Annotated in this window: 16 protein-coding genes; 11 read left to right on the forward strand and 5 right to left on the reverse strand. The window is 63.1% G+C overall.

The features are described 5' to 3' along the window. Positions 1 to 95 precede the first annotated feature (95 nt). Positions 96 to 434, forward strand: coding sequence for a tryptophan synthase subunit beta (locus VM99_07130; protein AKJ97845.1), 339 nt, complete (start codon positions 96 to 98; stop codon positions 432 to 434). A 697-nt stretch (positions 435 to 1131) separates the two neighbouring features. Here the strand turns inward: VM99_07130 and VM99_07135 are convergent. Then, the gene (locus VM99_07135; GenBank protein AKJ97846.1) at positions 1132 to 3081 is read right to left on the reverse strand and encodes a DeoR faimly transcriptional regulator; all 1950 of its coding nucleotides are present in this window, start codon (positions 3079 to 3081) and stop codon (positions 1132 to 1134) included. 14 nt (positions 3082 to 3095) lie between these two features. Further along, positions 3096 to 3788, reverse strand: coding sequence for a periplasmic protein (locus VM99_07140; GenBank protein ID AKJ97847.1), 693 nt, complete (start codon positions 3786 to 3788; stop codon positions 3096 to 3098). Between the two features lie 200 nt (positions 3789 to 3988). On the opposite strand from VM99_07140, the gene VM99_07145 reads away from it, so the two are divergent. From VM99_07145 to VM99_07165, 5 genes are all read left to right on the forward strand, one after another. After that, a complete protein-coding gene (locus VM99_07145; GenBank protein ID AKJ97848.1) occupies positions 3989 to 4681 on the forward strand; it encodes a GntR family transcriptional regulator in 693 nt (230 codons plus the stop codon). Between the two features lie 685 nt (positions 4682 to 5366). Beyond that, positions 5367 to 6143 carry a mangotoxin biosynthesis-involved protein MgoB gene (locus tag VM99_07150; protein ID AKJ97849.1) on the forward strand — a complete coding sequence of 259 codons (777 nt, stop codon included), beginning with the start codon at positions 5367 to 5369 and terminating at the stop codon, positions 6141 to 6143. Beyond that, positions 6140 to 7072: an aminobenzoate oxygenase gene (locus VM99_07155; GenBank protein ID AKJ97850.1), complete on the forward strand. Its 933-nt coding sequence runs from the start codon at positions 6140 to 6142 to the stop codon at positions 7070 to 7072. Before VM99_07150 ends, VM99_07155 begins: the two co-directional genes overlap by 4 nt. Positions 7073 to 7082: 10 nt before the next feature. Beyond that, a complete protein-coding gene (locus VM99_07160) occupies positions 7083 to 10619 on the forward strand; it encodes a peptide transporter (protein AKJ97851.1) in 3537 nt (1178 codons plus the stop codon). A gap of 30 nt (positions 10620 to 10649) precedes the next feature. Next, positions 10650 to 11114, forward strand: coding sequence for a polyketide cyclase (locus tag VM99_07165; GenBank protein AKJ97852.1), 465 nt, complete (start codon positions 10650 to 10652; stop codon positions 11112 to 11114). A 199-nt stretch (positions 11115 to 11313) separates the two neighbouring features. Here VM99_07165 and VM99_07170 read toward each other — a convergent pair whose 3' ends face one another. Then, complete coding sequence (locus VM99_07170) at positions 11314 to 13194, reverse strand: chemotaxis protein (protein ID AKJ97853.1); 1881 nt, start codon at positions 13192 to 13194, stop codon at positions 11314 to 11316. Between the two features lie 254 nt (positions 13195 to 13448). On the opposite strand from VM99_07170, the gene VM99_07175 reads away from it, so the two are divergent. The 3 genes from VM99_07175 to VM99_07185 all read left to right on the forward strand — a co-directional run bounded on the left by VM99_07175 (position 13449) and on the right by VM99_07185 (position 17524). Then, positions 13449 to 13949, forward strand: coding sequence for an RNA polymerase sigma factor (locus VM99_07175; protein AKJ97854.1), 501 nt, complete (start codon positions 13449 to 13451; stop codon positions 13947 to 13949). Then, complete coding sequence (locus VM99_07180) at positions 13939 to 14934, forward strand: peptide ABC transporter substrate-binding protein (GenBank protein ID AKJ97855.1); 996 nt, start codon at positions 13939 to 13941, stop codon at positions 14932 to 14934. Before VM99_07175 ends, VM99_07180 begins: the two co-directional genes overlap by 11 nt. An 85-nt stretch (positions 14935 to 15019) precedes the next feature. After that, a complete protein-coding gene (locus VM99_07185) occupies positions 15020 to 17524 on the forward strand; it encodes a ferrioxamine B receptor (protein ID AKJ97856.1) in 2505 nt (834 codons plus the stop codon). 192 nt (positions 17525 to 17716) lie between these two features. On the opposite strand, the gene VM99_07190 is transcribed toward VM99_07185, so the two are convergent. After that, complete coding sequence (locus VM99_07190; GenBank protein ID AKJ97857.1) at positions 17717 to 18790, reverse strand: fatty acid desaturase; 1074 nt, start codon at positions 18788 to 18790, stop codon at positions 17717 to 17719. 101 nt (positions 18791 to 18891) lie between these two features. Between VM99_07190 and VM99_07195 the strand changes: the two genes are divergently transcribed. Next, positions 18892 to 19896, forward strand: a complete 1005-nt coding sequence (locus tag VM99_07195; GenBank protein ID AKJ97858.1) for an AraC family transcriptional regulator — start codon at positions 18892 to 18894, stop codon at positions 19894 to 19896. 133 nt (positions 19897 to 20029) lie between these two features. On the opposite strand, the gene VM99_07200 is transcribed toward VM99_07195, so the two are convergent. Then, positions 20030 to 20716: a Crp/Fnr family transcriptional regulator gene (locus VM99_07200; protein ID AKJ97859.1), complete on the reverse strand. Its 687-nt coding sequence runs from the start codon at positions 20714 to 20716 to the stop codon at positions 20030 to 20032. Between the two features lie 87 nt (positions 20717 to 20803). Between VM99_07200 and VM99_07205 the strand changes: the two genes are divergently transcribed. Next, positions 20804 to 21328, forward strand: coding sequence for a membrane protein (locus tag VM99_07205; GenBank protein ID AKJ97860.1), 525 nt, complete (start codon positions 20804 to 20806; stop codon positions 21326 to 21328). Positions 21329 to 21331: the final 3 nt, after the last annotated feature.

Genomic DNA, 21331 nt, shown 5'->3' on the forward strand with positions numbered 1-21331 from the left:
GGAGCAAGCTCCCTCGCCACAATAAGTGTTCATACTCCCGCAGAGTTGGCCTATGCTGCCCAGCATGACGCCGCTTCATACATGAGGGATGCCCGATGTTTTATGTGCAACGCGATGCACAAGGCTTGCTGGTGCGCGTAGAAGCCATCGCCTATGCCGAAGCCACCGAAACCCTGCCGGCCGACAACCACGAGATCCAGGACTGGTTTGCCAACCAGGCGGTGGAAAACAGTCTCAAGCAGCTCAAGCAGAGCGACCTGGAGATGATCCGGGTACTCGACGACTTGATCCAGGTGCTGACCAGCAAAGGCGTCATCCGCGTCACCGACCTGCCACCGGCGGCCCAGGCCAAACTGATGGACCGCAACCAGGCACGGGTCGCATTGGGAGGGTTGAGCCGGTTGATCGATGATGATGAGAAGGGGTTGATCTAGCCCTGACTCTCAGGCTGACGCCATTCCAGGCAATACACAGCCTCTGTGGCGAGGGAGCTTGCTCCCGCTGGCCTGCGAAGCAGGCCCCGGCATTTCTCCAGGCAGACCGCACTGTCCGATCTTGCGACTGCTGCGCAGCCGAGCGGGAGCAAGCTCCCTCGCCACGGTCTTTGGGGTGTGTCTGATCCGACGAAGGCGGTTCTCAATCCACCACAGACCTGTCAGCTCGGCGCTTGCGCTTCCAGCCGATCCATCGCCTAGGACTTGCTGGCTTTATGCATCTTCAAGAGCTGGATTGCCTGGGCCGCCGCCTTCGCGGGCAAGCCCGCTCCCACAATGGATCGGCGTACACCCGAGAGAGACAAGTCGGCCGTAAAACCGCCTCGCTTTGGCTTTGGCTTTGGCTTTGGCTTTGGCTTTTGATCTGGAGCGCCCCGTTAACCACGCTGGCCGAACGCAGGCATTGCGCAGTGGGCACCTCGGCATGGATGCCGAGGTAGCCGCGCTGGGCCATGGATGGCCCTTCGCGGCGGGCCCACGGAGCAATGCCGGAGTGAGGGAACACCTCGCCTAAGCGAGGTGCCGAGTGGTGGGGCAAGCCTTTTTTGCTTACTTTTTTTGGCGCCTGAAAAAAGTGAGCCGCCGTAAGGGCGGAACCATAAGCCGCCGTTACCGCAGCAACGGATATACTCTCAATTCAATTCCCCCAACGCCCAGGCTCCCCAACCAACCGCCCCTGCACCCCAAACAACCCCATCTCCCGAATCACCGCCAACTCCCCCTCGGTCTCCACCCGCTCGGCAATCAACGGCAAGTCGATACTGTGGGCAGCACGCTGGATCGCCTCGATGAACAGGCGCTTGTCACTCTCCTGGTCGATGGCGCGAATGTAGCCGCCATCGATTTTCAGATAAGCCAACCCCAACCGCGACAGGTTACCGATCATGCTGAACCGCCCACCAAAGCGCTGCAGGCTCAACGAGAACCCCAGCTCGCGCAGTTGCCGGGTCAGTTGCTCCAGCACCGCTTGCTCAGGCAACTGTTCCTCGCCGATCTCCAGGGTCAGGCGCGGCCCGAAGTTGGAGTGGGCCCGCAGGATCTCGAAGACCTTGTTCAACGCCTGTGGGTCACCCAGGGTGGCGGAAGAGAGGTTCAGCGCCAGGGATTGATCGTGCCCGGCCATTTGCCTGAGCACCTGTTCGAGCATCAGGCGGTCCAGCCGCGCCGTCCAGCCGAAACGCTCCAGCCAGGGCAGGAAACGCCCGGCGGGAATGGTCTGGCCTTGCTCGTCGAGCAACCGCGACAAGACCTTGTAATGCAGCACCATGGCGGTGTCCTGGGCTGCTACCACCGGTTGGAAGTACAACTCGAAACGCTGCTGGTTCAGGGCCTGGTCGAGCAACGTATGCCAGGCATGGTGATCGTCGGCCACACGCTTGACCGCACTGTGGTCAAGGCAGGCCCAGCTCGGTTCGCCTTGGCTTTCGGCCTGGGCCAGGGCCTGGTCGCCGAGCTGGAGCACTGCTTGCGGTGAGTCGCCATGGACGAAGGGCGCCAGGCCGATGGAAGCCACCGACGCCACGTCGGTCGCGCCGGTGGCATGCAGGCTGGCCAGCGCGTTTTCAAGGTTCTGTGCCAGTTGCAGCGCTTCCTCACGCACCAGGCCCGGCGCCAACACAGCAAATTCGCCACCCCGAATACGCGTCACCAGGTTCTGGGTTTCCGGGTAGCGCGCGCTTTCACGCAGCAACTGCTCGCCCACCGCCTTAAGCAATTGGTCCGTGCGCTGGCCGCCCAAGCGCTGGTTCAAACCGGCCAGGTCCTTGACCCGCAACAGCAACAGGTAACCGGAGCTGGCCTGCTCCGGGTTGCTCACCCGGGCGTTGAGCTGCATTTCGAAATAGCGCCGGTTAGCCAGCCCCGTGAGGTTGTCCTGATAAGACTCCACGCGCAGTTTCTCGCTGCGCTCGGCCTGCTCCTGGAACAGCGCCTTGAGCTTCTCGACCATCTGGTTCATCGCCTGGACCACGCGACGCAGCTCAGGGGTGCGCGGCAGCTCCGGCAAGCTGAGGAACTCGCGCCGGGCGATGGCGTGGGACTGGTGCACCATGTAATCCAGCGGTTTGAGCTGACGCCGCAGCAGCAAGGCCCCCAGCACCGCGCTGACAGCGCCGCACAACAGCAACCAACCCAGGCTGCCCAACGCGCTCTGCCACAGCTTGGCGAGGGCGAACATCGGGTGGCTGACCACTTCGACCCGCGCCGCCTGCTCCCAGCCGCGATTGACGATCGCATCGCCACCGGCCGGCTCCAGGCCGATGAGTTTGACGAACCACTGCGGCACGCTGCCGGCGTCCGGCGTGCCGGTGCGCTCGACCAGGGTCTTGTCGGTGGCCACATCGACTACCCGGATGCTGGCGTAGTAGCCACTGTCGAAGATCGAGCTGACCATCAACTCCACCATCGCCGGATCGTCGATGTTCGGTGTCAGCGACAGCGCCAACGCCGTGGCCGCGTCCTGGGCATGGGAGCGCAACTGGTTGACGTACTGGGTCCGCGAGCTCTCGAGGCTGACCATGAAGCTGCCGCTGAAGGCAACCACCAGGAACAGACAGATAGCGATCAACAGCTGTTTGAACAAGGACATCTGAGCGCGCGCTCCTAGTTAGTCGTCTCGACCGGAAAACCTTCGGCCTGCATTTTTTTCAACACATCCTGCCACCGTGACAGGCGCTTGGTATCACCCACTTTCTTGTTGCCCTTGGCGCCCGGCAGCCACAACCCTTCGGCATTGAAAGAGTAGACCGGCAACAGGTCGGTTCGCTGGCTGGCCGGCAGGATGCCGTCGACCAGGCTGTCGAGCACCAACGGCATCGCCTCGGGCGTGGCGTAGTAGGTCAGCACCATGTGCGCACGGTTCTGCCGCAACGCCTTGACGTAGGTGATGCGCAACTTGTCACTGGAGACCCCGAGATGGCGCAGGCTGAAGTACTTGGCGATGGCATAGTCCTCGCAATCGCCGGCTCCTTTCCACAGGGCCTGGATCGGGGTTTCCCAGTAGTCCACCTCGTGCCACAGGTCGATGTCTTCCACGTAGCGCACCTGTTTGTTGAAGAACAGGTTCACCACCTTGAGTTGTTCCAGCTCGGGAATCTGTTTCTGGGTCGCCAGCAATTGCTGCCAGGCATCGATTCGCTGCTGCCCCTGCCCCAGGGGCCCGTAGAGCGCCTGGGCCCGTCGGCTGATCTGCGCGAAGTCCCAGTCGGCCTGCAGGCCGCCCAGCATGAGGCCGGCCAGCAACACTGCCGAACACAACCAACGCAAGGGCCTGGGAACAGGGAAAGGTGCAGCCAAGGGAAATACGTCCGAAAAGGGCCGTTGGAAATCGTTGGATGGTGAAGCCTGGCCCGGCAAAAGACAATGGCAGGATGCAATCACTCCAAGCAGACTAAACTGTAGTTCAGGATCCGACACCACAAGTCTTTGACGGCCCGTAAAGCTGTTACTAATGTTCGCCTGGATCCATTTTCTACTACTCGTCAGGATGCGTTGTCGTGACCCAGAAGCCCAGACCGCTCAGCACCATCCAGGTCAACGGACCCATTCCCGCTGACCGGGCACGTTCGATCATCGAAGAATCCCTGCGCGAAGCCATTCTCGACGGGCGCCTGCCCAGTGGCACGGCCCTGCGCCAACAGGAATTGGCCGATCTGTTCGGCGTGAGCCGCATGCCGGTGCGCGAGGCGCTGCGCCAGCTCGAAGCGCAATCACTGCTCAACGTGGTCCAGCACAAGGGCGCGGTGGTGGCGCCACTGATCACCAACAACGCGGTCGAGACCTACGCCCTGCGCTCGGTCCTGGAGTCCTTCGCCTTGCGCCTGTCCATTCCGTTGCTGGACGACGACGACCTGGCGCACGCCGCCCAGTATATCGAGCAGTTGGAAGCGCAAACCGACCATGCCCAGATCGGCAAGCTCAACCGGCTGTTTCACATGTCGCTTTACCACAAGGCGCCCAACGCCAAGCTGCTGGACCTGATCGAACGCGAACTCAACGAAGAAGAGCGCTTCCTGCGTTTTCATCTATCGTCCATGGGCCTGGGCAAGCTGACCCAGGACGACCATCGCGCCCTGCTGGAAGCCGCGACGACCAGAGACATCGATAAGGCCGTTGCCCTGCTGGAACACCACCTGGAAAAAGCCTCGGTCACCATACGCCGATACCTGGAACAAACGTCGAAACGCTGACCTCGCGCCGGCGTCCGGGCCGGCGTATCAATTTCTTACATATCCTGCCTACCCAGCGAATTACCTGCCCGGCGGCGCGGCCGTGGCCGCGACGCCCCGCCCCATAAGCCCAATGGCACTGCCATCGATTTGGGCCCACTCTTGCGCTTGTCGATTGAAAAAACAGACCTGTCGCAGTCAGTGCCTGGCTGAAACCAGGCGAATCGAAGCCCACACGCAAGGAGCGTCGTCCAACCGGCGGGATGATCGGATGTCCGACCGACGTCTCTCCCCTAAACATAAGACTTCTTAACTTCCCGATCCCTGAAGTGCTCCGAGTGAGGCATTCACTCGACTGATTCGATTCTGATCCTTATCCATCGGAAGGAGCTTCTTCGCCTCAATAAAACTTACTCCAGAAGTTTTAATAACTTCCTTCGCGCCCAATAAATACCCAACTTTAAATAATTAAAAAATAACTTGCCGCCCGCTTGATACGTGTATTAGTTTTTTATTCGCCGGATTGTTACCGGCTGTTTAAAGAGCGCAACAACGCCTGAATACAGGCACCGCAGACTCGAAACACGCACATTAAGCGAATGCTTGAGCCACTTGGGTAATTCATGGATTCCGGTTCAGGCACCCGCTCGCCTATATAAAAACTCGAGCCACCTGCCGGACAAATATCATTGATGAGGACGTTCCAATGCAGCCAACCAAAGAACAACTATCTCTGAAAAAACACGAACTTGGCCAACACCCGGTTTTTTCCGAAATAACATCAATTGATCTGCTGCGCCGGTTTATGGAAAGCCACGTATTTGCCGTGTGGGACTTCATGTCCCTGACCAAGCGCCTGCAACGGGAACTGACCTGCGTGCATCTGCCCTGGCTGCCGCCGGCCGACCCACATTCGGCTCGCCTGATCAACGAAATCGTCTTGGGCGAAGAGTCGGATGATCGGCCTGGAGCGGGCTATTGCAGCCATTTCGAACTGTACCTGGACGCCATGCGCGAAGTGGGCGCGGACACCCGGGCGATCGAGCGATTCATCACCCTGCAACAGGAAGGCGTCAGCCCCGAAACCGCGCTGGAAAGCGTCGAAGTGGAACCGGCGGCGGCACGGTTCGTTCGCCAGACCCTGCACACCGCCCTGCATGCGCCGGCCCACAGTGTGGCCGCCGCATTCGTGCATGGCCGCGAGAGCGTCATCCCGCAGATGTTCCAACGCATGCTGGACGCCTGGGGCATTGGCCTGGACCAGGCACCCACCTTTCGCTACTACCTGCAACGCCACATCGAGGTCGACTCCGAAGACCACGGCCCGGCCGCGGAGAAGCTGCTGGCGCGGCTGATCGACGGCGATCCGCAGCGCGAAACCGAAGTGCTGGCCGCCGCACTCGCCGCCGTGCACAGCCGCGCGGCCCTGTGGGACGGCCTGCGCGAAAGCATGAGCCAACCGGCCGCGCAGGTGACCCTATGAACGCCCTCGCCTACCAATCGTTCGCCGACGCCTGGGAAAGCCGCGCCACGATCCGCACGCGGCCACGCCGGCGGGTCGAGGACGACGACAAGCTGATCTTCCCCATGAGCCGCCAACCGCTGGTGCACAGCCAGACCTTTCTCAGCCACTGTGCGCCCCTGCGCGATTTCGTGCTGGTGCAGAGCCTGTACAAGTTCATCAACGACGTGGTGATTTTCGAGACCGAGCTTGTGGACCACACCGCCCGGCGCATCGCCAAGAATCGCTTCGGCATCGAGTTCCCGTTCCCGTGCCGCTACGACGCGATGACCGTGGTGGTGGACGAGGATTATCACGCGCTGGTGGCGATGGACTTCATGCAACAGACCATCGACATGACCGGCATCGCGCCGATCCCGTTGCCGGGGCAGATCGAGCTGAGCCGGGCGATACCGGCGACCCTGGCCCGGGCGCCGGAACATTTGCTCAGCGCCGTGGAGCTGATCTGCATCGCCATTGCCGAAAACACGGTGACCAACGAAGTCGCGGCCTTCGCCCGGGACGATTCGGTGAAGGCTTCGATCAAGGGGCTGATGGCCGACCACTTGCTCGATGAGGGCCGGCATTCGGGGTTCTGGACACGGCTGGTGCAGATGTACTGGCGCACCGCGCCCGAGGAAGACCGTGAAGCGATCGCGCATTTGATGCCCGGCTTCATCGCCGAGTACCTGGCGAGCGACCTGCAGCAGGCGTTCGATTTCGAGCTGATCGCCCACCTGCCCGTCGACGAGTCGGTACGCCAGGCACTGCGTGAGGACGCCAGTGCACTGGCCTACCCCATCAATCGCTTCCATCCACTGGTGGGCAACATCACGCGGTTCTTTCGCGGCAGCTCGATGCTCGCGTCCCCCTGCGTGCGCGATGCCCTCGCCGATTACCTGACCCCATGAGGACCTTTCCATGAGACGCCTCGACATTGCAGTGCCTGGCAGCAGCCAGGCCATGGCCGAACTGGCCAAGGAACTGGAACTGCACGGCCATGGTGTGGTGGATCTGCACACATCGGCCGTCCCTGCCGCGCTCGACCTGTTGATTGACGACGGTACGCAGCCGTGCGCCGTTCAAACCCGTATGCGTCTTGAGGTGCGCGTGGCACTGCGCACGCTGCCCGGTGACCCCTTGCCGCAACCGACCGTGATTATTCGCGACGGCGACCAGCGGGTGTTATGCCAGGAGACAATCGCCCCGCAACGCTGCGGCAATGGCCAGTCATTGCGGCTGCGCACGCAGGCGGTGGTGGTCGAGCAGTTGGCGCAGCTGGTCAGTCAGTTCTCGCGGGATGAAACCTGCTTCGAGCATTGGCCCCTGGTGCAGGACAATGCAGTTGCCGAGCCGCTGCACGGGCTCGATGCGTTGGAGCCGCTGGCTTTCGAGCACCCTTTCAATCGGCCGCCGGTGCCCTGGCTGCTGGCCGCCGCCGACGTGCCGGTGATGCACGACATCGAACAGCGCATGCTCGACGACGTGACGCAACCGGCCCTGTGGGTCGATGGGCAATGCATCGACTACAAGGCCTTGCGCGGCCTGACGCTGAGGCTGCAGCAGGCGCTGCTGGAGCGGTTGGAACATGCAGACCCAGGGCAATCCAGCCCTGTGGGAGCAAAGCTTGCCCGCGATACAGACACAGCGGTACCCAACCAGACCAAGTCATCGTTTATCGCGGGCAAGCCTTGCTCTCACCAGCCTAGCTCGCAAAAGGTGATTGCGGTATGTCTGCCCAAATCCGCACACCTGTATGCAGCGATTCTGGCGGTGCTGGGTTGCGGCGCGGTGTACTTGCCACTGGACCCGCAACACCCGGCACAACGTCGGCGCTTCATCCTGGAGAACGCCCAGGCAGACCTGCTGTTGCACGCCGGCGACAGTGACCTGGGCGAGCTCGCGCTGCCGACGCTGGATGTGCTGCGCTTGCCGGCACTCAAGCCAGGCTTGCCGACCTCGCTGATCCGCCGCGTGGTGGACGGCGACGAGCCGGCCGTTGCGATCTACACCTCCGGCACCACCGGCCAGCCCAAGGGCGTCTTGCTCAGCCATCGCAACCTCAGCCATTTCTGTGCCTGGTACGGCGATTACGTCGGGTTGCAGCGCGACAGCCGGGCGTTGCAGTTTTCCACCATCAACTTTGACGCATCGCTGCTGGATATCCTGCCAACGTTCATCCGCGGCGCCCTGCTGGTGGTGCCCAGCGAAGACCAACGCCGCGATCCGCAGCAGTTGGTCATGCTGATGCACGCCCGGCAGGTCACCCATGCCTTCCTGCCGCCGGCGCTGTTGAGCGTGATGCCCCTCGACGAGCCCCTGGGCCTGTCGCACCTGATCACCGGCGGCGATGTCTGTGAGCCGTTCGTGATCGAACGTCTCGCCCCACAATGTGCGTTCCACAACATCTATGGCCCGACCGAAACCACGGTGCTGGTGACCACCCGGCCATTCGCGGTCGGCGACAGCAACCGCAACCTGGGCGTGCCCATCGCCAACGCTCGGGTGCTGATCCTGGACGAGCAGCTGCAACCGGTACCCCAGGATACGCCCGGCGAGCTCTACATCGCCGGGCCGGGGGTCGGCCTGGGTTATCTCAACGATCCGACGCTGACCGCCGCCCGTTACCTCGACCTGGCGCTGCCCGGCGGGCAAACGGTGCGGGTCTATCGCACCGGTGATATCGCTCAGTGGACCGCCGCCGGCATCGAGCTCTGCGGCCGCCGGGACAACCAGGTGAAGATTCGCGGCTTCAGGGTCGAGCCAGAGGAAATCGAACACTGCCTGCGCGAGCGCCAGTTGTTTCGCCAGGTGGCGGTGGGCGTGGATGAGCGGCGACGGATCCTGGCCTTCCTGGTTCATCCCGAGGAGGACCGCCCCGGCGCCGCGCTCCAGGCCCTGCGCGAACATGTGCAAGACTCGCTGCCCAGCTACATGCACCCGGCGGCCTACGTTGAACTGCCGAGCCTGCCTTACACCAGCAACGGCAAGGTGGATCGCCGCGCCTTGCTCGCGATGTCGGTGCAGGTCCAGGTCGGCGGCCAGCGACGACAACCTCAGACCCCGCTGCAAACGCAGTTGCGCCAACTGTGGGCCGAGCTGCTGGAGGTGCCGGCCGAGGACATCGCGACGGATGAGAGTTTCTTCAACCTGGGCGGGCATTCGATCCTGCTGTCGCAACTGTTGCTGAGCATTCGCCAGACGTTCGGGCGCAGCCTGTCGATCAACCGGTTCATCGAGGCACCCACCTTGCTGACCTTGGCAAAATTGCTCGACAGCCCCGAACAACACGAGACGTCGACCCTCAGTCCCCAGGCGTTCATTGACGCCGAAGCCGAGCTCAACCTCGACCCGCTGCCCATCAGCCAGTGCGGTGACGTGCACAAAGTCGTGGTGACCGGCGCCAACAGTTTTCTCGGGGTGCACATCGTCGAAGCCTTGCTGGCCTGGGGCGCCACCGAAGTCGCCTGCCTTGTGCGCGCGTCTGCCGGGCAAAGTGCGGCGCAACGTTTTTCCCAGGCCTTGCAGGACAACCGCCTGACCCACCTGGACCTGAGCCGCGTCAGCGTCTACGCCGCCGACATCACCCAACCGCAACTGGGCCTGGCGGACGACGTCTACGCCCGCATCGACCGCACGTTCGGCGCGCTGGTGCACAACGCCGCCCACGTCAACCACGTGCTCGACTACGAGTCGTTGGCGCGGGACAACGTGGAGCCGATTTTCGAATGCCTGCGCCTGTGCGAGGGGCGCAGTAAGAAAATCTTCAACTTCGTTTCCACGCTGTCGGCGTCCAGCGCCCTGGATGCCAACGGCCAGGTGCTGGAACAACCCGCCGCGCCCACGCCGCCGATCTACATCAAGAACGGCTACAACCTGTCCAAGTGGGTCGGCGAACGGATCCTGCAACGGGCCCGGGATCGTGGGGTGTGGGTCAACCTGTTTCGCCCCGGCAACATCAGCTTCAACAGCCTGACCGGGGTCTGCCAGCCCCACAAAAACCGCCTGATGCTGATGCTCAAGGGTTCGATCCAGCTCGGCCAGGTGCCCGACCTATCGCTCAATTTCGACCTGATGCCGGTGGACTTCCTGGCCCGTTTCATCGCTTTCCACGCCAGCCGCTACCAGCCGGCGCAAGCGGTGTTCAACCTGCACAACCCCGAGCCGTTGAGCTGGGATGCCTACGTGGCGTCGTTCCGCGACAGCGGCCGGGAGTTTTCCCTGGTGAGCGTCACCGACTGGCAACGGCAACTGGGCCGGGTCGATGCCGACAACGCGCTGTTCGGCGTACTGGGGTTCTACCTCAACGGGTTCGAGGAAGACATCGGCGATATCTCGCTGATCCGCCACGACAACGCCCGCACCGGTGTGCGGCAGATGGGCGCGCGCTACCCGGAAAAATCCCCGGCCCTGCTACGGCGCGGCGCCGAGTACCTCAAGGCCATCGATTTCATTTGAACCACCCTCACTCACGCAAGGAGCAAGACCATGACTGCATTACAACCCGACACCCTGATCAAGAACCCCCACGCCTGCCAGGTCGAAACCTCGGTGGACGTAGCGGCCCCTGCCGCTCAAGTGTGGGACGTGGTAGGTGATTTTGGCGGCTTCAACCGTTTCATCCCGGCGCTGGCGCGCATCGAAATGACGGGCGAGGGCGAGAGGTCGCTGCGCAAGAAGTTCTTCGCCGATGGGCAGAACCTGGTGGTGGAGCAGCTCAACAGCCGCGACGACCAGGCCATGCACATGACCTGGACACTGATCTACAACACCCTGGGCATCGACAACCTGTGGGCGGCGATGCGCGTCGACCCCCTGACGGACAACCGCTGCCGCGCCACCTGGACCATCATCGCCGACCACACCGACGCCCACACCCCGTTGGGCTTCAGGGACTTCCTGCAAGGCTTCGCCGATGAAGCGATGGGGAACGTACAGGCGATGTTCAAATAACCCCAGGCCACCATCTCCTGTGGGAGCGAGCTTGCTCGCGATGGCAATGGATCAGTGGTGGTGATGCTGGCTGGACTGACGCTATCGCGAGCAAGCTCGCTCCCACAACTGGTTCCGGGGTAGATCCGAGATCCGGGTCCACCCCCAATCCCCTGCGGGAGCGAGCCAGCTCCGAGCGGCGATCCGACGATGCGGTGGATCAGATCTTGAAGCTGTCTACCAGCTGTTTCAGGCGATTGGCCTGTTGGGACAGGGCGTCGCAGTCCCTCAGGGTTTCATTGAGGTTGGCCACGCTTTGCTGGTTCAGCAGGTTGATGTGGCTGACGTCCATGTTGAGGGTTTCCACCACGGCGGTCTGTTCCTCGGTCGCGGCGGCGACCGATTGATTCATGCCGTCGATCTCGCCGATGCGCTGCGTCACGCTGACCAGCCGCAGGCCGGCCTGGTTGGCAACTTCGACGCTTTCTTCACTGGAGGCCTGGCTGGCGTTCATGGTGGTCACCGCTTCGCGGGAGCCCACTTGCAGCGAGGTGATCATCTTGTGGATCTCTTCCGCCGACTCCTGGGTGCGGTGCGCCAGGTTGCGCACCTCGTCGGCCACCACCGCAAAACCACGCCCGGCTTCACCGGCACGGGCCGCTTCGATGGCCGCGTTCAGGGCCAGCAGGTTGGTTTGCTGGGAAATGCCCTTGATCACGTCCAGGATGTGGCCGATGTTGTCGGTGCTGGCGTTCAGGGTTTCGATCTGGGTGCACGACAGGCTGATCTTCTGCGACAGCTCGGTCATGGCCTGGATGGTTTTTTCCACCACCTGGCGACCATCGTCGGCCTGTTCGCTGGCACCACTGGCCTGCTGCGAGGCATCGGCGGCGTTGCGGGCGATTTCCTGGGTGGCGGCGCCCAACTGGTTGATGGCCGCCGCCACGCTGTTGGTGCGAGCACTCTGCTCATCCGAATCCACGAGTGAAGCGTTGGACGAGCTCATCACTCGCTGCGACAGGTCGTGCACCTGGCGGGTAGCGGAAGACACTTCGCTAATCGAGGCATGGATACGCTCGACGAACTGGTTGAACGAGCCCCCCAGTACCGCGAACTCATCCTTGCCCTGCACGACCAGCCGGCGAGTCAGGTCGCCTTCACCCTGGGCGATGTCCTGCATGGCGCGGCCCATGGTGGTCAATGGACGCATCAGCACCTGGATCAGCAGGCTCAGCAGCAAGGCGATGGCCGCCACCGCGACAAACATCGCGATCAATGCGGAGGTACGGAACTGGCTCAGCGGCGCGTAGGCCTTGGCCTTGTCGATCGACAGGCCAATGTACCACTCGGCGCCCGGCAGGCCGGTGACTGGGGTGAACGAGAGAATCCGGTCCTGCCCGTTCAGCTCGACTTCCTGGATGCCCTTGCCGATGCGCACCGGGGTGCCTGGGTAGATGTCCTTGAGGTTCTTCATCACCTGGTCCTTGTCCGGGCTGACGATCACTTGACCGTCGCCGCTGACCAGGAACGCATGGCCGATACCGCCGAAATCCACCGAATTGATGATCTTCACCAGGGTATCGAGGCTCAGGTCGCCGCCCACCACGCCCAGCAGTTCACCGTTTTTCTTCACCGGCAGGGCAATGGTCACCACCAGGCCACCGACGGCGGCCGAGTACGGCGGGGTCAGCATGGTTTTATCGCTGGTCACCGCCTGCTTGTACCAAGGGCGCTGGCGCGGGTCGTAGCCGTCAGGCATTTTGGCGTCGGGCCGCTGGGTGAAGACCCCGTTGGCCTGGCCCACATAGGTGAACTGGAAATTGGAAGTCAGCGCCGGTTGGTCAACCAGCCCCGCCAGGTCGGCGGCAGCCCCCTGGTGCGCGATGTTCTGCCCCAGGTTCTCCAGCACCAGCACGCGCCCGCTCATCCAGTTCTGGACGCTGCTGGCCGTGAGGTCGCCGGATTGTGCGATGGAGGATTCAAGGCTACGGCCGATGGTGTTGCGCTGCAGATAGTCGTTGTAGAACGTGAACAGGGCAAACGCCAGCACCACCACACCGGAGGCGGCTAGAAGGATTTTGTGGCTGAACTTCAGATTCATCGACGAGGCTTCTTATGCAGGGAGTGGGGGTGCATTCCGGTTGCAACAATCCATGTAACAGCGCGGGCAGGACAGGTGGTCCGCTCCACTTTGGTGCACACATATCAGGCTGTCGGCCAACGCCTGAAAAAAATGAGCGCTTAACAGAAATGGGCGACGGAAGGCCATGGCGGGGCGAACGGTGGTTGCAAATTCATCGGACCATGATGACAATGCGACCTATTATCATTTGTGATACCAGGCCCGTCGCGTTCATGTCGTCTCCCGAGTTTGCAGTTCAGGCGCTCTACAGCAATCATCACGGCTGGCTCAACACCTGGTTGCGCACCCGGTTGGGCAATGCCGCCGATGCGGCGGACCTGGCCCAGGACACGTTCGTGCGCCTACTGCAACGCAGCGAACGCCTGGAGCTCAAGGCCCCGCGGGCGTTCCTGCGCACCATCGCCCATGGCCTGGTAATCGATCATTGGCGCCGGGAAGAAATCGAGCGCGCCTACCTTGAAACCATTGCCCACCTGCCGCCCGCCGAAACCCCGGGGGCCGAAGCCCAGGCCTTGATTCTGGAACTGCTGGAAGCCATCGCACGGATGCTCGAAGGCCTCAAGCCAAAAGTGCGCAAGGCCTTTTTGCTGGCCCAGTGCGAGGGCCTGACCTACAAACAGATCGCCGAACAGATGGGGATCTCGTTGCGATCGGTGGAGCGTTATGTCGCCGATGCGCTGTACCACTGCTATGTGTTGCGCTATGAAAGTTGAACCACTGGACACCCCCCGCCCCAGTGATCCGTCGCAACAGGTCGTCAGGCAAGCGATCAACTGGTTGCTGCGCCTGCGCAACCACGCCCCCGATCCTGTCCTGAGCCGACAATGCGACGCCTGGCGCGCGACCGACCCGGCGCACGAACGGGCCTGGCAACGGGTGCAATCGCTGCACAGCGAACTGACCACGAACCTGCGAGCAGTGCCCGGCGTCCACACGGCCCTCGACACCCTGGAAAACAGCGCCCAGCGCCTCGCTCGCCGCCAGGCCCTGAAGCTGCTGTCGGGCCTCGTGCTGGTGGGTGGTGTCGCCTGGCTGGGCAAAACGTCGCCATGGCAACCCTGGAGCGCCGACTTCGCCACCGCCACGGGCGAACGCCGCGGCTTCCAACTGCCGGACGGCTCCCGCCTCGAACTCAATACCCACAGCGCCGCCAACCTGGATTTCAACGCCGACCATCGCTGGGTGACCCTGGTGCGCGGGGAAATCATGCTCACCTGCAACCGCGACACCGCGCGGCCCTTGCGGGTACAAAGCCGACACGGTCTGTTCGAGACCGTCGAGGGGCGCTTCGTCGTACGCCAGGACAGCGACTGCACGCGCTTGAGCGTCACCCGCGGCACGGTGGCGATCCGTTCCCACTCCAGCGGCAGTGGTGCGCCCCTCCAGGTGACTGCCGGGCAAAGCTATGTGCTCACCCCGTCGACCACGACGCTGGCGGCCTCGCTGGACATGGACACCAGTGCCTGGGCGGACGGCTTGATCGTCACGCGCGACATGCGCCTGGAGGACTTTCTCAGTGAGGTGGGCCGCTACCGCCCGGGCTTGCTGAAGTGCGCGCCGTCCATCGCCGACCTGCGCCTGTCAGGGGTGTTTCGCCTGGAGGACACCGACACATTGCTGGCGGTCCTGCCCCGTACGCTGCCGGTGCAGATACGCTACCGAACCCGGTGGTGGGTCACGGTGGAACGGCTGGCTTGATTTTTTTTGGCGGGTTTCGAGCCGGTGTCCGGCTAGGACAGTAAGCAACGCTTATCTGCCTTCAGCGACTTCAATGGAACCCACAATGACTGAGCGCTTACTTCACCGCAATTCCTTAGGCCTGCGCGCGCAACCGGGCCTGTTGTGCCAGGCGGTCCACGCCGCGCTGTTCTGCACCGTGCTGGGCGTCGGCGCCCTGCCGCTGCTGGCGGTCGCCGCCGACCATGGCGTGACGGCCAGCCATCAGCGCTACAACATCGCGGCTGGCCCGCTGAGCGAGGTCTTGAATCAATTCGCCCGCCAGGCCGGCATCACCCTGGCCAGCACGCCGACCCACACCAGCGGCGTCCAATCGCCCGGACTCAAGGGCGACTATTCGCCCGACCAGGCCCTGAGCCACCTGCTCAGCGGAACGGGCCTGGTTGCGGTCAGCCAGGACGGCAGCAGCTACGTGCTGCAAGCCGCGCCCGCCGACAACGCCCTGGAACTGCCCACCACGGACATCAAGGGTTTCGCGCTGGGCAACGCCTTGGGCAGCATGGAAGGCTACAACGCCACCCACAGCCAGGTTGCCACCAAAACCAGCGCCGCCCTGCGGGAAACCTCGCAAAGCGTGTCCGTGGTTACCCGCGAACAAATGGACGACCAGGGCGCGCAAACCGTGTCCCAGGCCATGCGTTATAGCCCCGGCGTACTGACCAACCCCTACGGTGCGACTCATCGCTACGACTACGTGGCCATGCGCGGTTTCAACGACGGCTCGGTAGACAACATCTACCTCGACGGCCTCAAATCCATGGGCGACAGCGGGACCTACAGTTCCATACAGATCGACCCGTATTTCCTGGAGCGGGTCGATATCCTCAAGGGACCGTCCTCGGTGCTCTATGGCCGCAGCTCCCCCGGTGGCCTGGTGGCCCTCACCAGCAAGAAACCCTTGTACGAAGCCTATCGCCAGGTCCAGGCCACGGTCGGCACCCAGGGCCAGCGCGGCATGGGCTTTGACTTCACCGGCCCGGTGGATGACGACAAACGCATCACTTATCGCCTGGTCGGCTTGGCGGACACCTCCGACACCCAGTTCGACCACAACAAGGAAAAGCGCTTCGCCCTCGCCCCCACGGTGAACATCGACTTCAGCGAAGACACCTCGCTGACACTCCAGGCCTACCTGCAGCATGACCCGGAGGGCGGCTACCACGGCGGCATGCCGGCCGACGGCACATTGCACTCGCGCAACGGCCGGCGGATTTCCGAACACTTTTTCGAGGGCGAGCCGGGCATCGATGGGTATGAACGGGACCAGCAGTCGTTCGGCTACCAGTTCGAACATCGCTTCAACGACGTCTTCACGGCGCGGCAGAACTTCCGATACCTGGATTCGGAGGTCAAGAACGACCAGGTCTACGCCTACGGCTGGACCACCCCCACCAGCAACGAGCTGAACCGCTACTACAGCGGCGCCGAGGAAAAACTCCACGCCTTCATCGTCGATAACATGCTGCAAGCCGAGTTCTTTACCGGCGCGACGAAACACACCGTGCTGATGGGTGCCGACTACCAACGCCGCAAGACCGTGGTCGACTGGACCAGCGGCAGCCTGGCCCCGATCAACGCCTTCGATCCGACCTACGGCAACGCCGCCATTACCTATTTCAGTCCCACCAGCTACCTGCGGCGCCTGGAGCAGACCGGCGTCTACCTGCAAGACCTGATCGAAATGGACCAGTGGCGCTTTTCCCTGGGCCTGCGCCAGGACTGGGTCGAAACCTCCGATGAAAACCGCATCGCCGAATCCGGTCGCCCGCAAGGCACCGAGATCAACGACAAGCGCACCAAGCTCACCGGTCGCGCCGGTGCGCTGTACCTGTTCGACAACGGCCTGGCCCCGTACATCAGCTATTCGGAGTCGTTCAACCCCAACTCCTACGCCGACAGCGCCGGCAACCCACTGCCACCCACTGACGGCAAGCAATGGGAGCTGGGCTTGAAATACCAGCCGCCGGGCACCGATGACCTGTACACGGCCTCGCTGTTTCGCATCGACCAGGAGAACCTGGCGACCAAGCTGCCCCAGGAAAACTTCTACCGCGCCGTCGGGGCCGTGCGCTCCCAGGGCCTGGAGCTGGAAGCGCACCTGCAACTGACCGAGCAGCTCAAGGTGCTGGGCAGCTACACCTTTACCGATATCGAATACTCGAAGTCGATGATCAGCACCCTCAGCAGCGCCACCGACATCATCGAAAACAAAGGCAACTCACCGACCCAGGCGCCGCGGCACATGGCCTCGCTCTGGGCCGACTACCGGTTCGACAGCGGCGCGCTCGACGGTCTGCGCCTGGGCGGTGGCGTGCGCTATGTCGGCTACAGCTGGGCCGACGCGGAGAACACCACGAAGGTGCCGTCCTATACGCTGTTCGATGCCTCGGTGGGGTATGACCTGGGCAAGGTCGGGCTCAAAGGGGTCGATGTGCGCCTGAATGCGAACAACCTGACGAACGAAAACTACGTCGCCTCGTGCGCCAGCCTGAGCTATTGCTACCTGGGTGAGGAGCGCAATGTGGCGGCGACGGTGAGTTATCGGTTCTAACTCATTCTTCAGGCCCTACATGCACCTGTGGCGAGGGGATTTATCCCCGCTGGGTCGCGCAGCGGCCCCAAAGAGGTTGAACGCAATCAAGCCTGACATTACGAGACGGCAGGTCAAAGGGGCTGCTGCGCAGCCCAGCGGGGATAAATCCCCTCGCCACAGGTTCTGTGTTTGTCCCTGAAGTAGTGCGTCTCAAACCTGGGCCGCACTCACCTCCTCCCGCGCCACACCCTCTTCCCGCACAAACCGGTTCGCCCGGCCAAAGGTGCCGAAATCATTGAACCGCACACCCATCTCGCGCATCACCTTGTGGGCCACCGGCACCGTGAGCTGGCGAATGTAGAACGGCTCTTTCACCACGAAATGATGGATCCCGTGGCTGCTGCCAAAATTGAAGCAGAACGCCTGCAAAGGCCAAAGCCACCAGGGATTGAGCACCTGGGTCTGCTGGATCACGTTGCCTGGCTCGACGTCGCCGTAGTAATGCATGTTCGAACTGATGAAGTGCAGGCAGAAGGTGCGCAGCACATTGGGGCCGATGATCACCACTGCCGCGATGTCGATCACCCGCATCACCGCCAGCGTGTCCGCCGACCAGTCGATCGAGGCGCCGAGCAGGCCCGCAACGGCATTGGCCCCGTGAAAGCCGAGGAACACGTACCAGGCGCCCCAATGCAGCAGCGCCAACGGAAAATAGACCTTCAGCGTGCGCTTGAGGATGCCGCGCTTGTGAGCCCAGCTCTTGGCCCGCAACAGCCGGATGAAGGCCGACATCACGTTGTCGCCGACCATCAGCAACCGCGCCAAGCCCCAGGGCTCGCCGTTGGTGATCGCGCGCTCCTCGAGGTCGGCCTCGCTGCCGGACACCTTGTGATGGTTCAGGTGCAGGTGGCGACGGATCCACGGATTGATGGTGCTCGGACGCGCCAGCCACACCAGGCCCATCATCAGGTTGTGAGGCAGGCGTTGCTTGCGAAAGTACATGCTGTGGATCAGGTCATGCTCCAGCTCGTGGGTCAGCGAAGCGAAGAACGCGTTGAGTAGCAGGCACGCCCATCCGGGCAGCGCGCCGTTGAGATAGAGCAGCGCCGAACCGATCATTCCCGCCAGGGCGAACGCCAGGATGCCCGCGCCGATCGCATCCTGGTGCCGCAGGATCGGGTAACGCTGGCGCAAGTGCTCGCCATGGGCCAACACCACCTGGCGAATATGGGCGGATCGTTCTTGTGCATTCAATCGCTCGGGACTTGCGCAACGGCCGTGCATGGCTTACATCCTCTAGTTATCGATGTGCTCATCCTGCCGGGCGTTGTCCCATGGGGTGGTAGCCGTATACGCCAACCTGTTGACCGCAAGCGCCAATCGTCATGCCTGAACCGACCTCACTCGCCAGCTGGACCCGCGCCCTGCGCAAACAGCTCGATGCGTTGGGCCTGGACAGCCATGCCTTGTGCCTGGAGGCCGGCCTCGACCCGCAATGGATGGACGACCCGAACGCCCGTTACCCGCTCTCGGCGACGACGCGTCTGTGGGCGTTGGCGGTACAGGCCAGTGGCGACCCGGCGATCGGCCTGCGCGTGTCGCGCTTTGTCAGCCCCACCACGTTTCACGCCCTGGGTTATGCCCTGGTCGCCAGCGGCAGCCTGCGGGAAGTGTTCGAGCGGATCGTGCGCTATCACCCGGTGGTCAGCGACGCCCTGACCCTGCAATTGAGCCGCGGCGAAGACCGCTACCGCTTCAGCCTCGATGTGCCAGCGTGCAATCCGGCGCCGGCCTACGAAGCCATCGACGCGTTCGTCGCGATCTATGTGCGCACCTGCCGCAACCGACTGGGCCGCGACTACGCACCGCTGGCGGTGTACCTGCGGCGCCCGGAACCGGCAGATCCTGGCCCCTGGCACAAGGTCTTGCGTTGCCCCGTGCACTTCGCCGCCGCCCAGGATTGCCTGGAGTTCGACCTCAATGATTTCGACAGCCACCTGGACGACGCCAATCCGGAGCTGGCCGAACACAACGAAGCGGTGCTGGAACGCACCCTTGCCCAGCTCAAGCCACTGACGTGGGAGCGCAAGGTGCGTGCGGCCATCGAGGCCCAGTTGCCCGAAGGCGAACCCAGCGCCGAACGCATCGCCCAAGCCATGCACCTGAGCCTGCGCAGCCTGCAACGGCACCTGGCCGACGAAGGCTGCCGCTTCGACGCGCTGCTCAACGAATGTCGCGAAAACCTGGCGCTGCTGCACCTGCGCGACCCGCATTGCTCGCTGAGCGAAGTCAGCTACCTGCTCGGCTTTGCCGACACCAGCAGCTTCAGCCGCGCATTCAAACGCTGGACCGGGATGACGCCCGGGCAGTTTCGAGAGGGGTTGCGCTAGCGTTTGCGGCGATTGATCTGGCCCCTTCGCGGGCAAGCCCGCTCCCACATGAGATTTTTGCCAGGCACAGATCCCCCTGTGGAAGCGGGCTTGCTCGCGAAGGGGCCAGGCCCGTCAACAGACAGAGCGGCGTTCAAGGCGCCGTCAGCGCCCGCAACCGTTCGATGTCGAGGATTTCGATCTCGCCATAACCGAGGTGAAGAATGCCCTGGACCTGCAGGTCCTTGAGGATCTGGTTGGTGGTCTGGCGCGACAGCGAGAGCATCAGCGCCAGTTGTTCCTGGGGCAGTTGCAGGACCCGGCGGGCCGGTTCGATTTCGCCGTAGCCTTCGGCGATCAGCAGCAGGCGATGGGCCACGCGGGCCGGGGCGGGCATCAGGCTCAGGTGTTCGAGGTTGATGAAAGTCAGGCGCAACTTGTGGCTCATCAGCAGTGCCAGGTGCCGCCAATACATCGGTTGTGCCTGCAGGAACGCCAGCAATGGTGCCTGAGGCAAATGCAGCAGCGTACAGTGCCCGACACCGACCGCGTCGTGGGTGCGTGGCTGACCGTCGAACAGGCAGATCTCGCCGAACCAGTGGGGCGCCTCTATAACGCTCAGCAGCGCTTCCTTGCCCTGCTCGCTCACCGAGCCGACCCGCACCGCGCCTTCCAGCACGGCGTACAACCCGCAGGGCGGGTCGCCGCGCCGGAACAACGCATGCCCCGCCGGCACGCGGCGCACCCGCGACATGTCCAGCAGGCTATGCTGCAACTCGACGGGCAGATGGCTGTACCAGTGGCCGGCCATCAGGTGCGAGTGCCAGGGATGCGAATTCATGGAGACTCCGGGACAAGTGTCGGCTAGCTGACAGAACGCCGCGTCGAACCTGGGCATCATGCAGGCATCACCTCAGGAGGAACAACAATGAAAAGCCTCGTCGATCATCTCAGTCAATACGCCGCCTACCACCGCGACCCGCGCAACATCGCCAGCCATTTCATTGGCATTCCGCTGATCTTCGTCGCCGTGGCCGTGCTGCTGTCGCGGCCAGGCTGGCCAGTGGGTGCGGTCCTGGTCTCGCCGGCGCTGCTGGTGGCCATCGCCAGTGCCTGGTTCTACCTGCGCCTGGAACTGCGCCTGGGGGTGCTGATGACCGTGCTGCTGGGCCTGGCGGTATGGTTCGGCCAATTCCTGGCCGCCCAGAGCACCTCGGTGTGGTTGGCCAGTGGCCTGGGAATGTTCGTGGTGGGCTGGGTGATCCAGTTCGTCGGCCATTACTACGAGGGCCGCAAACCGGCGTTCGTCGATGACCTCACCGGGTTGATCGTCGGACCGTTGTTCGTGGTCGCGGAGGCAGGGTTCCTGCTGGGGTTGAGGCATGACCTGAAACACGCCATCGAGAAACGTGCCGGACCGGTGGCCGTGCGTCAGCAACGTTCGGCCGCCTGAGGC

Origin of the sequence: Pseudomonas chlororaphis (assembly GCA_001023535.1) — a bacterium.
Taxonomy (GTDB): Bacteria; Pseudomonadota; Gammaproteobacteria; order Pseudomonadales; family Pseudomonadaceae; genus Aquipseudomonas; species Aquipseudomonas chlororaphis_E.

Excerpts from the sequence above, each read along its gene's own strand:
- VM99_07195 (AKJ97858.1), top strand. The coding sequence starts at position 18,892 with ATGCCTGAACCGACCTCACTCGCCAGCTGGACCCGCGCCCTGCGCAAA.
- VM99_07190 (AKJ97857.1), bottom strand. The coding sequence starts at position 18,790 with ATGCACGGCCGTTGCGCAAGTCCCGAGCGATTGAATGCACAAGAACGA.
- VM99_07165 (AKJ97852.1), top strand. The coding sequence starts at position 10,650 with ATGACTGCATTACAACCCGACACCCTGATCAAGAACCCCCACGCCTGC.
- VM99_07150 (AKJ97849.1), top strand. The coding sequence starts at position 5,367 with ATGCAGCCAACCAAAGAACAACTATCTCTGAAAAAACACGAACTTGGC.
- VM99_07200 (AKJ97859.1), bottom strand. The coding sequence starts at position 20,716 with ATGAATTCGCATCCCTGGCACTCGCACCTGATGGCCGGCCACTGGTAC.
- VM99_07135 (AKJ97846.1), bottom strand. The coding sequence starts at position 3,081 with ATGTCCTTGTTCAAACAGCTGTTGATCGCTATCTGTCTGTTCCTGGTG.
- VM99_07185 (AKJ97856.1), top strand. The coding sequence starts at position 15,020 with ATGACTGAGCGCTTACTTCACCGCAATTCCTTAGGCCTGCGCGCGCAA.
- VM99_07180 (AKJ97855.1), top strand. The coding sequence starts at position 13,939 with ATGAAAGTTGAACCACTGGACACCCCCCGCCCCAGTGATCCGTCGCAA.
- VM99_07175 (AKJ97854.1), top strand. The coding sequence starts at position 13,449 with ATGTCGTCTCCCGAGTTTGCAGTTCAGGCGCTCTACAGCAATCATCAC.
- VM99_07205 (AKJ97860.1), top strand. The coding sequence starts at position 20,804 with ATGAAAAGCCTCGTCGATCATCTCAGTCAATACGCCGCCTACCACCGC.
- VM99_07155 (AKJ97850.1), top strand. The coding sequence starts at position 6,140 with ATGAACGCCCTCGCCTACCAATCGTTCGCCGACGCCTGGGAAAGCCGC.
- VM99_07160 (AKJ97851.1), top strand. The coding sequence starts at position 7,083 with ATGAGACGCCTCGACATTGCAGTGCCTGGCAGCAGCCAGGCCATGGCC.
- VM99_07170 (AKJ97853.1), bottom strand. The coding sequence starts at position 13,194 with ATGAATCTGAAGTTCAGCCACAAAATCCTTCTAGCCGCCTCCGGTGTG.
- VM99_07130 (AKJ97845.1), top strand. The coding sequence starts at position 96 with ATGTTTTATGTGCAACGCGATGCACAAGGCTTGCTGGTGCGCGTAGAA.